Source organism: Burkholderia sp. BCC1998 (genome assembly GCF_905339875.1).
Lineage (GTDB): Bacteria > Pseudomonadota > Gammaproteobacteria > Burkholderiales > Burkholderiaceae > Burkholderia.
The window spans coordinates 652,008-666,566 of record NZ_CAJPHE010000001.1; the positions used below are offsets into that span (position 1 = coordinate 652,008).

Annotated in this window: 11 protein-coding genes; 6 read left to right on the plus strand and 5 right to left on the minus strand. The window is 68.9% G+C overall.

Translation table 11 applies throughout. From position 1 onward, the window contains the following. The first annotated feature begins 72 nt into the window (after positions 1-72). The 3 genes from U5A56_RS03070 to U5A56_RS03080 all read left to right on the plus strand — a co-directional run bounded on the left by U5A56_RS03070 (position 73) and on the right by U5A56_RS03080 (position 2,681). Positions 73-1,137: a glycosyltransferase family 4 protein gene (locus tag U5A56_RS03070; protein WP_044844742.1), complete on the plus strand. Its 1,065-nt coding sequence runs from the start codon at positions 73-75 to the stop codon at positions 1,135-1,137. Between the two features lie 238 nt (positions 1,138-1,375). Continuing rightward, on the plus strand, positions 1,376-2,179 hold the full coding sequence (locus tag U5A56_RS03075) for a hypothetical protein (RefSeq protein WP_321920889.1): 804 nt from the start codon (positions 1,376-1,378) through the stop codon (positions 2,177-2,179). Between the two features lie 37 nt (positions 2,180-2,216). Further along, the gene (locus tag U5A56_RS03080) at positions 2,217-2,681 is read left to right on the plus strand and encodes a DUF2214 family protein (protein WP_321920890.1); all 465 of its coding nucleotides are present in this window, start codon (positions 2,217-2,219) and stop codon (positions 2,679-2,681) included. Positions 2,682-2,751: 70 nt separating this feature from the next. On the opposite strand, the gene gudD is transcribed toward U5A56_RS03080, so the two are convergent. Next, positions 2,752-4,104, minus strand: coding sequence for a glucarate dehydratase (gudD, locus tag U5A56_RS03085; protein ID WP_321920891.1), 1,353 nt, complete (start codon positions 4,102-4,104; stop codon positions 2,752-2,754). A 424-nt stretch (positions 4,105-4,528) separates the two neighbouring features. Between gudD and U5A56_RS03090 the strand changes: the two genes are divergently transcribed. Continuing rightward, complete coding sequence (locus tag U5A56_RS03090) at positions 4,529-5,290, plus strand: FadR/GntR family transcriptional regulator (RefSeq protein WP_321920892.1); 762 nt, start codon at positions 4,529-4,531, stop codon at positions 5,288-5,290. 220 nt (positions 5,291-5,510) lie between these two features. Here U5A56_RS03090 and U5A56_RS03095 read toward each other — a convergent pair whose 3' ends face one another. The 3 genes from U5A56_RS03095 to pdxY all read right to left on the minus strand — a co-directional run bounded on the left by U5A56_RS03095 (position 5,511) and on the right by pdxY (position 10,330). After that, positions 5,511-6,659: a branched-chain amino acid ABC transporter substrate-binding protein gene (locus tag U5A56_RS03095; RefSeq protein ID WP_044844737.1), complete on the minus strand. Its 1,149-nt coding sequence runs from the start codon at positions 6,657-6,659 to the stop codon at positions 5,511-5,513. Between the two features lie 358 nt (positions 6,660-7,017). Continuing rightward, positions 7,018-9,162, minus strand: coding sequence for a phosphocholine-specific phospholipase C (locus tag U5A56_RS03100; protein ID WP_321920893.1), 2,145 nt, complete (start codon positions 9,160-9,162; stop codon positions 7,018-7,020). Positions 9,163-9,469: 307 nt separating this feature from the next. Beyond that, positions 9,470-10,330: a pyridoxal kinase PdxY gene (pdxY, locus tag U5A56_RS03105; protein ID WP_044849114.1), complete on the minus strand. Its 861-nt coding sequence runs from the start codon at positions 10,328-10,330 to the stop codon at positions 9,470-9,472. A gap of 174 nt (positions 10,331-10,504) precedes the next feature. On the opposite strand from pdxY, the gene U5A56_RS03110 reads away from it, so the two are divergent. Then, positions 10,505-11,566, plus strand: coding sequence for an alpha/beta hydrolase (locus U5A56_RS03110; protein ID WP_321920894.1), 1,062 nt, complete (start codon positions 10,505-10,507; stop codon positions 11,564-11,566). 42 nt (positions 11,567-11,608) lie between these two features. Here U5A56_RS03110 and U5A56_RS03115 read toward each other — a convergent pair whose 3' ends face one another. Then, on the minus strand, positions 11,609-12,607 hold the full coding sequence (locus tag U5A56_RS03115; protein ID WP_044849136.1) for an LLM class flavin-dependent oxidoreductase: 999 nt from the start codon (positions 12,605-12,607) through the stop codon (positions 11,609-11,611). Positions 12,608-13,248: 641 nt separating this feature from the next. Between U5A56_RS03115 and hpnI the strand changes: the two genes are divergently transcribed. Continuing rightward, on the plus strand, positions 13,249-14,424 hold the full coding sequence (gene hpnI, locus U5A56_RS03120) for a bacteriohopanetetrol glucosamine biosynthesis glycosyltransferase HpnI (RefSeq protein WP_321812226.1): 1,176 nt from the start codon (positions 13,249-13,251) through the stop codon (positions 14,422-14,424). The last annotated feature ends 135 nt before the right edge of the window (positions 14,425-14,559 follow it).

Sequence of the window (14,559 nt, forward strand, 5' to 3'; positions counted from 1 at the left end):
TGCATCCAGCCCGGACCGCCGGCAGGTTGCCGACCCATACCTGGTTTTTAGCCGATTTTTTAGGAGTTACGCATGCGAATCGCCCAAATCGCTCCGTTGCACGAAGCGGTGCCCCCGAAACTGTACGGTGGTACCGAGCGAGTGGTGTCCTACCTCACCGAAGCACTTGTCGAGATGGGGCATGACGTCACGCTCTTCGCGAGCGGCGATTCGCAAACGTCGGCGAAGCTCGAAGCGTGCTGGCCGCAGGCACTGCGCCTCGACCCGACGATCCGCGACGTGATGGCTCCGCACATGCTGCTCCTCGAGCAGGTGCGCCGCCGCGCGGAAGAGTTCGACGTGCTGCACTGCCACATCGACTACTACCCGTTCTCGCTGTTCTCGCGCCAGCCGGTCCCGCATCTGACGACGATGCACGGCCGTCTCGACCTGCCGGAACTGCAGCCGATCTTCAATGCGTTCAGCGACGTGCCGGTCGTGTCGATCTCCGACAACCAGCGCATCCCGCTGCCGCAGGCGAACTGGCTGTCGACCGTGTACCACGGCCTGCCGGAAAACCTGCTGACGCCGATCCCGAACGTGAAGCCGAGCTACCTCGCGTTCCTCGGCCGCATCTCGCCGGAGAAGCGCGTCGACACCGCGATCCGCATCGCCGAGCAGGCCGGCCTGCCGATCAAGATCGCTGCGAAGCTCGACAAGGCTGACCGCGCGTACTACGAAGAGAAGATCAAGCCGCTGTTCGCGCTGCCGCACGTCGAGTACATCGGCGAAATCAGCGAGTCGGAAAAGACCGAATTCCTGGGCAACGCGCACGCGCTGCTGTTCCCGATCGACTGGCCGGAGCCCTTCGGCCTGGTGATGATCGAGGCGATGGCGTGCGGCACGCCGGTGATCGCGTTCAAGCGCGGCTCGGTGCCGGAAGTGATCGAGAACGGCGTGTCGGGCTTCGTCGTCGAAGACGAACTGTCGGCCGTCGCGGCGCTCAAGCGCCTCGATACGCTGCCGCGCGAGAAGGTGCGCGCCGCGTTCGAAGCCCGTTTCTCGTCGAAGGTGATGGCGCAGAACTACGTGAAGGGCTACGAGGAACTGCTGCGCCAGAAGCGCCGCACCGTCCTGCGCGAAGTCAACGCAGGCTGATGCCGGGCCGCCGGCCGCACCGCGGCTGAGGCCCCGTCATCGACGCCCCGTCCGGGTCTCCGGCGGGGCGTTGTCACATCTGCGGCGCGGATCTGTTGTATTCTCGCCGCGCCCGGCGCCGCGAACGGCCGCGGAAGCGGTCCGGCACGCCATCCGGCCGTCTGTCCAGACGGTAATGTCCCTATAATGGCCGTGCCGTGAAATCCGGCCCCGCACGAACATCGAGAGGAGAGCAGTCTTGGCGAGAACGAAAACCACGCGCGCAGCACCGGCCCCCGGCGCCGGCGTGATCTTCGCGTTGCGCGCGATCGGTCTCGTGCTGCTCGCGCGCTGGCTGTTCTCGATGTCCGAAATGGGCTATCGCGCGTCGCTGTCGGCGATGGTGTCGTCGCCCTGGGCGTTCGTCTATCTCGTCCTGATCTTCCTGCTGCTCGCGCTGCCGGGCGCCGTCGCGCGCGCCGAGCGGCCGTTCCATCCGCTGCCGCAGTGGCTGCGCCAGGCGCTGCGGGTCTTCGCGCTGATCGGTTTCCTGTTTGCCGTGTGGTCGATCGGCGCGTTCGCGTGGGCGGCCGGCTGGCGCCGCGCGCTGCACGCGGTGACGGCGACCAACGGCTGGCTCGTCGCCGCGCCGGCGCTGTATGCGGCGATCGTCTGGATGTGCCGCCCGCGGCCGCTGTGGCGCACCAACGTGGCCGCGCGCCGCTTCGCGGTCGGCCGCTACGCGATCTCGCTCGATACGCTCACGCGTACCGCGATCGTCTGGATGGAAAGCCGCAAGGTCGGTCAATACGACGCGCGCGAACTGTCGGTGCGCTGGCCCGGCCGGGTCGCGCCCGCGACCGGCGACGAGACCGCGCAGCCGGCCGCCGCCGTGCCGCCGCGTCGCGGCAGCCTGTTCCGGCGGCCGAAGGTCGAGTTGCTGTGGGATTCGCCGGCGGCCGTCGGCCATAACCGGCAGATCGTGATGCGCGCGCCGCTTGCGACCGACGGCGACCGCGTCGCGGTGCTCGCGCTCGACGCGGCGCTCAAGCAGATCGTCTGACAAGGCCTGCGCGGCGCGCGGGCGACAAGGAGGCGCAATGATCGTCCGCTGGTTGCTGGCAGCCGTTCACCTGATGGCATTCGGCGTTGCGTTCGCCGCGATCGCGGGACGCAACCGTGCGCTGCGCCGGGTCATCGCGTCGGCGCAGGCCGCCGACCTGCCCGGCGTGTTCAAGGCCGACGCGGCCTGGGGATTGTCCGCGCTGGTACTGATCGCGACCGGGCTCACGCGCGCATTCGGCGGCTTCGAGAAGGGCTCGGCGTATTACCTTCATCAGCCGCTCTTTCACCTCAAGATGACCGCGCTCGTGCTGATCCTGCTGCTCGAGATCGTGCCGATGCTCGGGCTGATCCGCTGGCGCATCGCCGTGCGGCAGCAGCAGATGCCCGATCTGGGCCGCGCACGGACCTACGTGCGGATCGGCCACTGGCAGGCCGTGCTCGTGATGGTGACCGTGCTCGCCGCGTCGGGGATGGCGCGGGGGATTGGGCTGGCCGGGTAGGTGCGGCCGGCCAGGCCCGGCCGGCCGCGCATGTCGCCCGGGCGGATCCGCCGCCCGTTTCGTCCCGCGCTCAGCGCACGAGGCAGGGGCGCTTGTTGTTGAACGTCCACCCCGGAATCAGATACTGCATCGCGGCCGCGTCGTCGCGCGCGCCGAGCCCGTGCTGCTTGTACAGCTCGTGCGCGACCGCGACCGCCTCCATGTCGATGTCGATCCCGAGGCCCGGGCGCTTCGGCACTTCCACGAGCCCGTTCTCGATCTTCAGCGGCTCGCGCGTCAGCCGTTCGCCGTCCTGCCAGATCCAGTGCGTGTCGATCGCGGTGACCTGGCCGGGCGCGGCGGCCGCGACGTGCGTGAACATCGCGAGCGATACGTCGAAGTGGTTGTTCGAATGCGAGCCCCACGTGAGGCCCCAGTCGCGGCACATCTGCGCGACGCGCACCGAGCCCTGCATCGTCCAGAAGTGCGGATCGGCGAGCGGGATGTCGACCGCCTGCAACTGCACCGCGTGGCCCATCTGGCGCCAGTCGGTCGCGATCATGTTGGTGGCCGTCGGCAGCCCGGTCGAGCGGCGGAATTCGGCCATCACCTCGCGGCCCGAATAACCGTTCTCCGCGCCGCACGGGTCTTCCGCATACGCAAGCACGTGATGCAGGTCGCGGCACAGCCGCACGGCCTCGTCGAGCGACCATGCGCCGTTCGGATCGAGCGTCACGCGCGCTCCGGGGAAGCGCTCGGCAAGCGCCGTCACGGCGTCGACCTCGCGCGCGCCTTCGAACACGCCGCCCTTCAGCTTGAAGTCATTGAACCCATAGCGCGCATGCGCGGCTTCGGCGAGGCGCACGACCGCCTCGGGCGTCAGCGCGGCTTCGTCGCGCACGCGGGTCCAGTCGTCGGTCGCGCCGCGGCCGTCGCGATAGGGCAGCGCAGTTTGCGTGCGATCGCCGATGTAGAACAGATAGCCGAGCATCTCGACGCGCTCGCGCTGCTGCCCTTCGCCGAGGAGGGCCGCCACGGGCACGCCGAGATGCTGGCCGAGCAGGTCGAGCAGTGCGGCTTCGAGCGCGGTGACCGCGTGGATCGTGGTGCGCAGGTCGAAGGTCTGCAGGCCGCGGCCGCTCGCGTCGCGGTCGGCAAAGGTGCGCCGCACGTCGTTGAGCACCGCATGGTAATTGCCGACCGGCTGACCGACGACGAGCGCGCGCGCGTCCTCCAGCGTGCGGCGGATGCTTTCGCCGCCCGGCACCTCGCCGACGCCGGTCCGGCCCGCGCTGTCCTTCAGGATCACGAGGTTGCGGGTGAAGAACGGGCCGTGCGCGCCGCTCAGGTTGAGCAGCATGCTGTCGTGGCCGGCGACCGGAATGGCTTGCAGGTCGACGATGCGCGGCGTGTCATGGGAAGGCGAGGCAGTGACGGCGTTCATGGCGGCGATGGCAAAAGAGTGGGCAATGCCGTGCGGCAAAATCTTTGCTGCGCGCGGCGGGAGGTGCGATCATTCGACAACCGACGTGCGCGGTGCGCAAGCCCCGCATGTCGACAGCAACCCGAAAGGATGGGGGCGACCCGCTCGATGCCGGTGTCGCGACAGGCCGGAGCACGCGCGCAAGCGCGCTTCGATCGGTCGCGAAACCGGGCGCCGGCAGCCGCGCAGAAGCGCGAATGCCGGCCGATCGCGAACCACGGGACCGGGCAGCGCTGGAGCGCCAGCCTCGGTCGACAGGAGATCCGTGTCGCGATCATCAGTCGTCGGATGACTTGTGACGCAGTATAATGAATCATCGGCGTTCGCTCAAACCCCGCGTAAACCCTCGGCTCACATTACGATCATTCAAAAAGGAACCGGCCTCATGTCCGTGCCCACGCTTCCCGCAGCGCCGCGCCGTCGCGCACGCAGCCTCGCACAAGATGTCGTCGACGCGCTGACCGCGCAGATCGAAAACGGCACGCTGCGTCCCGGCGACAAGCTGCCGACCGAAACCGAAGTCATGGCGGCGCAGGGCGTCAGCCGCACGGTCGTGCGCGAAGCGATCTCGCGGATGCAGGCGAGCGGCCTCGTCGAGACGCGCCACGGCATCGGCAGCTTCGTGCTCGAGCCGGCGCGCCGGCAGGCGCTCGGTATCGATCCCGCGACCATCACGACGCTGCGCGACGTGCTGGCGGTGCTCGAGCTGCGCATCAGCCTCGAAAGCGAATGCGCGAGCCTCGCCGCGCAGCGTGCGAACGATACCGACCTCGCCGCGTTGCGGCGTGCGCTCGACGCGATCGCGTCGGGGGCGGGCGGCGGCCGCGACACGGCACCGCTCGATTTCCAGTTCCACCTGCAGATCGCGCAGTCCACCGGCAACCGCTATTTCGTCGACATCATGACGCAGCTCGGCGCGTCGATCATTCCGCGCACGCGCGTGAATTCGGCGCGCTTCGCCGGCGACGACCTCGAGCGCTATGTCGGCCGGCTCAATCACGAGCATGAAGACATTTACGAGGCGATCGCGCGTCACGACCCGGAAGCCGCGCGCGCCGCGATGCGCACGCACCTGACCAACAGCCGCGAGCGGCTGCGCCGTGCGCACGAGGCGGCCGAGGCGGAACGCGACACGCAGGCCAGCTGACGCGTGGCCGCTGACATGGCCTGCGCGGCGCCGCAGGCCTTGACGAATATCGCCGCAACATCAGTCATCGTATGAGATCGGTGCGATTGCGCCGATCGCTTTAGCGCCGGCTGCGGATCGTCCGGTCACCTGCATCGTGGGAGGGGCGCCGGGGCGGCGTTCCCGCCGTCGCCCGCGCCCCGGGCGCGGCCCGGCTACCCGGACCGCCGATCCTGCCCGATCAGCCCCCCTTCGTCACGATGGTCTTCCACGCGCCGCTCTTCACCTGGTACAGCGTCGACATCCCGCTCTTCAGCGACCCGTCGTTCGCGAACGAGATGCGGCCGGTCACGCCTTCGAAGTCGACCTTCTTCAGCGCCGGGCGATAGACCTTCGGGTCGGTCGAGTTGGCCGCCTGCATCGCCTTGATCGCCGCCCAAGCCGCGTCGTAGCCGAACTGCGCGTACGACAGCACGTCGACGCCGAAGCGCTTCTTGAAGCGCTGCTCGAAATCCTTGCCCTGCGGCAGCTCGTCGAGCGGACGCCCGTATTCCCACGCCATCGCGCCTTCCGCGGCCGGGCCGGCGATCTTGATGAACTCGTTGTCCTTCACACCGCCGCCGCCGACGAACTGCGCGTTCAGCCCGAGCTGGCGCATCTGCTTGATGAAGTTCGCGGCGAGCGAGTCGAGACCGCCGAAGAAGATCAGGTCGGGGTTCTTGCCCTTCAGGCTCGTGATCTGCGCGCGGAAGTCGACCGCCTGGTTGCTGGTGAACTCGCGGCCGATGATGTTGCCGCCGGCCGCCTTCACGGCCTTCTCGAACTCGTCCGCCTCACCCTGGCCGAACGCGGTGCGGTCGTCGATGATCGCGATGCGCTTCGCCTTGGTCACGTCGACCGCGTACTTGCCCGCGTTGCCGGCGTTCTGGCCGTCGGTCGCGATCACCATGAACATGTTCGCGAGCCCGCGCGACGTGAGCGTCGGGTTGGTCGCGGCCGGGTCGATCACCGGAATGCCGGCCTTGTCGTAGACCACCGACGCCGGAATCGTCGTGCCCGAGTTGAAGTGGCCGACCACCACCGACACGTTCTGGTCGACGAGCGCCTGCGCGGCCTGCACGCCGATGCGCGGGTCGGCCTGGTCGTCCTGCACGACCAGGTCGAAATGCACGGGCTTGCCGGCGATCTGCACCTTCTGCGCGGCGGCGTCGTCGAGCGCGAGCTGCACGCCGTTCTGGAGATCCTTGCCGTAGCCGGCGTTCACGCCGGTGAGCGGCGCGGCAAAGCCGACCTTCACGTCGGACGCGTCGGCGGCCTGGGCGGCGTGTTGCGAGAGAAGGGCTACCGCGGATACGACCGATACCGACAACAGGGAATGACGGAATGTCATGTTCGTTCCTCTTGTTCTAACACCAGCGGGTGGGTACCGCACGCAGCCGGCGGGCCGGGCGCGTGCGACGGGCGGGCGGTTCGACCGCTTCTCGGAATCGGACGTGGAGGTCGGCTTGCTGATGCTTCCCGGAAAGGACCTCCCGTCAGGCTCTGCGAGGAGCCCCGATCGTCTCGATATATAGGTCGCCGATATGCGCGGGTCTTGGCAATTTGCCGCGCATTCGATGCGGATTTGCGCATAGCTTCCGCGCGAGCGCGGGCGGCCGGTATCGGGAGTTTCCCGTCACGAACGGACGGGAGGCGGGTGCGGGCGGGCGGCGCAACCCCCAGAGGGGGCCGCGCCGCGTTCGCCGTCGTCAGTCGGAGAGGGCGTCCGACGCGGCTTCGGCGTCGTCATGCGACGCGCTCGTGCGGATCGCCGGGTCGCTCGTGCTCGGGCGGCCGGTCTCCACGTGGCCCGCGAAACGGCGCAGGAAGCCGAGCGGGCGGCCGTCGCTGACGGTCAGGTCGTACCAGCCGTGGCTGCCGCGCAGATCCCAGTAGTCGTCGACGTGCGTACCCGGCTTGAGGTCGAACTCGCGCGCATGGCCGTGGCCGTATGCGCTCGTCACCTTGAGCCGCACGGCCTGGTGGCCGCGGTTCATCAGGCGCAGCGTGATGTTGCCGTTCGCGACGTCGTAGCCGTAGACCACCTCGGGGTTGATGCTCGCGGGGCCGACCGCCGTCGCCGCGGGGCTGCGGAAGTGGCAGTAGAAGCCGTTCGGACCGTACACGTCGAGGTCGTACAGGCCGAGCGACGGCGCCGCGCTCCACAGGTCGGAAACCCGCTTGCCGGCGTCGACCGTGTAGGTCCACGGGCCGTCGACACGATTGCGCGCCTGGACCTGGAACGCCGCGCCCGCGGTGCCGGTGTTCGCGAAGGTCAGCCGGAACTGGCCGCTCGCATTGTCGATCCGGCCGTGCACGAACAGTTCGTACGGCAGCGCGCGCGCCGGACGCAGGCCGGCCTCCTGCTTCGGCAGATGCTGGACGACCGGCGGCACCGGGATGTAGTCGGGGTGACGGTTGCGGTCGGGCGGCGCGTAGCCGCTCGTGTCCGGGAGCTGCGGCCAGCTTGCGTCGGGCGTCGCGAAGTCGAACGCGGACGTCAGGTTGCCGCACACCGTGCGGCGCCACGGCGACACGTTCGCCGCGGTGACCGCGTACTGCGCGCCGAAGCGTGCTTCGATGAATTGCAGCAGCGACGTGTGATCGAAGGTCTGCGAGCAGACCCAGCCGCCCTTGGTCCACGGCGACACCACCAGCATCGGCACGCGCGGCCCGAGCCCGTACGGGCCGGCCATGTGCGACGCGTCGCCGGCGAATGCCTCGTTGGTCGTCGCGACCGTCGACAGCCCGTTGTCGCGCGACTGCGGTGCGAACGGCGGCGGCACGTGGTCGAAGAAGCCGTCGTTCTCGTCGTAGGTGATGAAGAGCGCGGTCTTGCTCCACACGTCCGGATTCGATACGAGCACCTTCAGCACCTGCTCGATGTACCACGCGCCGTAGTTCGCCGGCCAGTTCGGGTGCTCCGAGTACGCTTCCGGCGCGCAGATCCACGACACCTGCGGCAGCGTGCCGTTCTTCACGTCCTGCTGCAGCACGTCGAACAGCGTGCCGCCGGCGCTGATGTTGGTGCCGGTGCGCGCCTTGTCGTACAGCGGCGTGCCGGGCAGCGCGCTGCGGTACTGGTTGAAGTAGAGCAGCGCGTTGTCGCCGTAGTTGCCGATGTACGGGTTCTGCGTCCAGCCCCACGAGCCGTTCGCGTCGAGCCCCGTGCCGACGTCCTGGTAGATCTTCCACGACACGCCGGCCTGCTCGAGCACTTCCGGATAGGTCGTCCAGCCGTAGCCCTTTTCCTCGTTGCCGAGCACCGGGCCGCCGCCCGTGCCGTCATTGCCGACGTAGCCGGTCCACATGTAGTAGCGGTTCGGGTCGGTCGAGCTCGGGATCGCGCAGTGGTACGCGTCGCAGATCGTGAATGCGTCGGCGAGCTGGTAGTGGAACGGGATGTCGTCGCGCTTCAGGTACGCCATCGTCGTGGTGCCCTTGTTCGGCACCCACTGGTCGTAGCGGCCCTTGTTCCATGCGGCGTGCATGTCCTGCCAGCCGTGCGGCAGGTCCTGCAGGAACTGCAGGCCGAGCTTGTCGGCGCCCGGGTGGAACGGCAGCAGCTCGGCCGGGCCGACCGGCTGATGGAACACCGACTTGCCGTTCGCGAGGCGCAGCGGGCGCGGGTCGCCGAATCCGCGGACACCACGCATCGTGCCGAAGTAATGGTCGAACGAACGGTTCTCCTGCATCAGGATCACGATGTGTTCGATATCGCGGATCGTGCCGGTACGGCGGTTCGCGGGGATGGCGAGCGCATCGCGGATCACGGGCGGGAACAGGTTCAGCGCGGCTGCGCCGGCGGTGCCGGCGGCGACGCGCAGGAAGTCACGACGGTTCGATCGGGTCATGGTCGTTATCGTGCGTTAAAGGGGGGAGCCGGTTGGCGGGACATGCGGAAAATGGACGCGCCCCGTGGCGCAGGATGCGGCTGCGCCGGGTCGTGCCGCCGCGAGCATAGCGAGAAATCGGTGTCATTCATGTGAAGTCCGGAAACGTTTGCAGGCGCGGCGTTGAACGGACAACGGCCGACGGTCGCGGTGCAACGGGCAGCGGGGACGCGGATAGCGGGAAAGCGGGAAAGCGGGAAAGCGGACAGCAGGACAGCAGGACAGCAAATGGCGCTTGACGCGCGCCGGCGATGCGGATGCGGCGGCGTCAGGCGTCCGTCACCCACGCGCCGAACCATTCGCTCGGGCGCGCGATTTCGTCCTGCGCGGCGACGAGTTCGAGCTCGTAGCGGCGTGCGTCGTAGGTTGCCTTCACGACCGCGTGCACCGCCGCGAGCGTGTGCTCGAACGCGGCGCGCACCGAGTCGCCGCGCAACCGGCGCGCGACGAAAATGGCGCTGGTGAGGTCGCCGACACCGACCGGATGGCGCGGAAACGCATACAGCGGGCGCTGGCCGATCCACGCTTCGGTCTCGGTGACGGCGAGCATGTTGAAGCGGTCGGCCGGGCTGCTGCGGTCGTGCAGGTGCTTGACGAGGATGATTTTCGGCCCGCGGCGGATCAGCGCGCGGCACGCGTCGACGGCTTCGGCGACGGTCTCGATGCGCCGCCCGGCGAGCTTCTGCAGCTCGGTGTGGTTCGGCGACATGCCGTCCGCGAGCGCCGGCATCTCCGCGACGATGAATTCCTCGACGCCGGGTTCGGGGCGGATGCCGCCCGTCTGGCCCATCGCTGGATCGCAGAAGTACCACGCGTTCGGGTTCATCGCCTTCACCGAGCGCACGATCTCGACCGTCGCGCGCGCCTGCGCCGGCGAGCCGACGAAGCCGGACAGTACCGCGTCGCAGCGCTTGAGCGCGCCGATCGCGGCGACGCCGTCGACCAGCTGCTCCATCTTCGCGGCGTCGATCGCGCTGCCGGCCCAGTGGCCGTACTGCATGTGATTCGACAGCTGGACGGTGTTGAGCGGCCAGACGTTGACGCCGAGGCGCTGCATCGGGAACACGGCCGCGCTGTTGCCGGCGTGTCCGTAGATGACGTGCGACTGAATGCTGAGGACGTTTTTCATGAGCGTTCGCCTGCAGGCGTTTCAGGGTCTCGTCACACGATACCCGAGTTCGTCGCGTGCGCGGAAGTCGCTCGGCCGACGAGTGTTGCGCGCCGTCGTCAGCCCGACCGCGTAGAATCGCGGGGCGTGAAGCCGCCCGGCTGACCGCGTGCATTTCCCATTACCGTGAGCGCCATGCCTTCGAATTGCAAGATGTTCTCCCTCGCGCGCGCGGCCGTGCTCGGCGCGAGCGTCGCCGCCGCATGCGCGACGTCGGTCGCGGCCAACGTCCCGGCACCGGCCGGCAACGACGGGCCCGCGTACGGCCCCCGCCTGGAAGGCTTCGCCTATCCGGAGCCGGTGCATCGCTACGCGTTCGTGTCGCAGCGCGACACCCTCGAGATGATGTACATGGACGTGCAGCCGGCGCACCCGAACGGCCGCACCGTCGTGCTGCTGCACGGGAAGAACTTCTGCGCGGCGACCTGGGAAGACACGATCGGCGTGCTGAGCCGCGCCGGCTATCGCGTGATCGCGCCGGACCAGATCGGCTTCTGCAAGTCGTCGAAGCCCGAGCGCTACCAGTACAGCTTCCAGCAGCTCGCGCGCAACACGCATGCGCTGCTCGAGTCGGTCGGCGTGAAATCGGCGACGCTCGTCGGCCATTCGACGGGCGGGATGCTCGCGATGCGTTACGCGCTGATGTACCCGAAGGCGACCGAGCAGCTCGTGCTGGTGAACCCGATCGGCCTCGAAGACTGGAAGGCGCTCGGCGTGCCGCCGCTGTCGGTCGACTACTGGTACGCACGCGAGCAGAAGACGACGGCGGACGGCATCCGCCGCTACGAGCAGGCGACCTACTACGCGGGCAAGTGGGCGCCGTCCTACGAGCGCTGGGTGCAGATGCTCGCCGGCATGTATCGCGGCCCGGGCCGCGACGCGGTCGCGTGGAACTCGGCGCTGATCTACGACATGATCCTCACCCAGCCGGTGGTCTACGAACTCGGCGCGATACGCGTGCCGACGCTGCTGCTGATCGGCGACAAGGACACGACCGCGATCGGCAAGGACGTGGCGCCGCCGGACGTGCACGCGAAGCTCGGCCGTTACCCGGAACTCGCGAAACGCACGCAGGCGGCGATTCCCGGCGCGCAGCTCATCGAATTCCCGGCGCTCGGGCACGCGCCGCAGATCCAGGATCCGGACGCGTTCCACAAGGCGCTGCTCGACGGGATGGGGGCGGTGCACCCGCAGTGACGCGCAGGCGGGCGCACCCGCCTGGGTGGGTCGCCCGCCGGGTCAGCGGGTTTCGTTCGCGAGTTCGTCGCGGATCTGCGCGGCCAGCTCGAACGAGCGCACGCGCGCGGCGTGATCGTAGATCTGCGCGGTGATGATCACCTCGTCCGCGCCGGTTTGCGCGATCCGGTCGCGCAGCTTGTCGCGCACCGTGTCGCGCGAGCCGACGGCCGCGAACGACAGCGCATGCGCGACGTTCGCGAGTTCGAATTCGCTCGCCTCGAGCGCGTCGACGGGCGGCGGCAGCTTGCCGGGCGTGCCGCGGCGCAGGTTGATGAACTGCTGCTGCAGCGACGTGAAGAGGCGCCGCGCCTCGTCGTCGGTATCGGCCGCGAACACGTTGACGCCGACCATCGCATGCGGCTTCGGCCACGCGGCCGACGGCCGGTACTGCGCGCGATAGACTTCGAGCGCGCGCATCAGGTAGTCGGGCGCGAAGTGCGACGCGAACGCGAACGGCAGCCCGAGCATCGCGGCGAGTTGCGCGCTGAAGAGGCTCGAACCGAGCAGCCACACGGGCACGTCCAGCCCCGCGCCGGGCACCGCGCGCACGCGCTGGCCGGGCACCGGTTCCGCGAAGTAGCGCTGCAGCTCGGCGACGTCGTCCGGAAACGAGTCGGCGCTGCCGATCAGGTCGCGGCGCAGCGCGCGCGACGTGGTCTGGTCGGTGCCGGGCGCGCGGCCGAGCCCGAGGTCGATGCGCCCCGGATACAGCGACGCGAGCGTGCCGAACTGCTCGGCGATCACGAGCGGCGCATGGTTCGGCAGCATGATCCCGCCCGAGCCGACGCGGATCGTCTTCGTCGCACCCGCCACATGGCCGATCACGACGGCCGTCGCCGCGCTCGCGATGCCGGGCATGTTGTGATGTTCGGCGAGCCAGTAGCGGCGATAACCGAGGCGCTCCGCGTGCTGCGCGAGATCGACGGTGTTGCGGAACGCCTGCGCGGCGTCGGCGCCGGCGGGAATGGGGGCGAGATCGAGTACGGAAAACGGAATCATGGGGTGGCCTTCGGAAGGGAGGGGCGCGGTGATGCGCATGCGCAACAGATGGCGATGATTTTGCCAAAGGGTTCCGGAACGCGCTGGCGACGCGCGGATACCCATGCGCCTTTCAGGGGCGCAAGGTGGCGCGGACAACTGTTGCAAAAATCAATCTAATCGCCGAATAATTACCGATCTTTACGGCGATTGGGCATGTCTTCGCATCGACATACAAATTTCCACGAAACGTTTGATTTTCAAGACTGCAATCCGCCTGCAAAGTGCTTACGCTAACGTGAACGAGGTGGCACCGGAATGGTTCCCCGGCCGCACAGCTTTGCCGAAATCGCAGTAGTCCGTTTCGCGTGGTGCCAAGCGCGGGGTGGCGCGGGCTGCTAAAATCCGGCGCCTGTCCATGTTGTGCCGACGGTAGCCATTAGAATCTTCCCGCATCCCGTCCGGGCATCGCGCGAGGATGTGCCACGCGATGCCGGGCATGGCCGCTTTCGGGGAAATGGGCCGTGCCTCCCCATTTACACAGACGCTGCTGGAACAAGGAGTCGGGTCGTGCCCGCGTTCGTTGCTGTCGGAATACCCAATCACGTTCAACCCGGTTCGATCGGTCGGCAGGGCGCCCGCGTCGCCGGAGGGCGTCGCGCATGACGCCGACCGTCACGCTGCTCGACTGGCTCCTGACCGTGTTCACGCTGGCTGCGGCCGGCTATGCGTTCGTCGCGGCGTTCGCGCCGCGCCCGCGCACGCCGCGCACCGCCGCGCGCGACGGTTTCGAGCCCGTCAGCGTGCTCAAGCCGCTGTGCGGCGCCGAGCCGCACCTGTACGAGAACCTCGCGACGTTCTGCGAACAGCGCCACCCGCGCCATGAAGTGCTGTTCGGGGTCGCGTCGGCCTCCGATCCGGCGGTCGCCGTGGTCGAGCGGCTGCGCGCCGACTATCCGGAATGCGACATCACGCTCGTGATCGACGCGCGCGTGCACGGCAAGAACCTGAAGGTCAGCAACCTGATCAATCTCGCCGAACGCGCGAAGTACGGCCGCATCGTGATCGCGGACAGCGACATCGCGGTGAAGCCGGACTATCTGGAGCGCGTGACGGCGCCGCTCGCCGACGCGTCGGTCGGGGTCGTCACGTGCCTGTATCATGCGCGCAGCGTCGGCGGGTTCTGGACGCGGATCGGCGCGCAGTTCGTCGATGCCTGGTTCGCGCCGTCGGTACGGATCACGCACCTCGGCCGCTCGAGCCGCTTCGGCTTCGGCGCGACGCTGGCGCTCACGCGCGACACGCTCGACCGGATCGGCGGTTTTCTCGCGTTGAAGGACGAGCTGGCCGACGACTTCTGGCTGGCCGAGTTGCCGCGCCGCCTCGGGCGGCGCACCGTGCTGTCCGAGGTCGAGGTCGCGACCGACGTGATCGAGCCGTCGTTCGGGCCGCTCTGGCACCGCGAGACGCGCTGGCTGCGCACGATCCGTTCGCTGAACCCGGCCGGCTTCGCGTTCCTGTTCATCACGTTTACCGCGCCGTGGCTCGCGATCGGCGCGGCGCTCGCGCTGCGTCTCGACGGCACCGTCGCCGGCACGCTGGCGGGTGGCGCGGCCGTGGTGGGCGCGTTCGGGCGGCTGGTGCTGCACGCGCGCGGCGAGGACGGCTGGCGCGCGTTCTGGCGCGACCTGCCGCTCGTCGCGGTGCGCGACACGCTGCTCGCGCTCGAATGGCTCGCGGCCGTGTTCGGCACGCACGTCGTGTGGCGCGGCGCGCGGATGACGGTCGTCGGCGGCGAACGCGCGACGGTGATCGTGGAGGGCGGGGACGGCCGCTGACGTACGTTCCCCGAAGGGAACCGGCGATGCGCCCGGTCCCGATCGAATCCGGCCCGAGGGCCGAGACGCGCCGCGCGGCCACGCCGCGCGACGCGACATGACAGAGAGGCGGGCGCCGGCAGGGCGGCCCGCGGT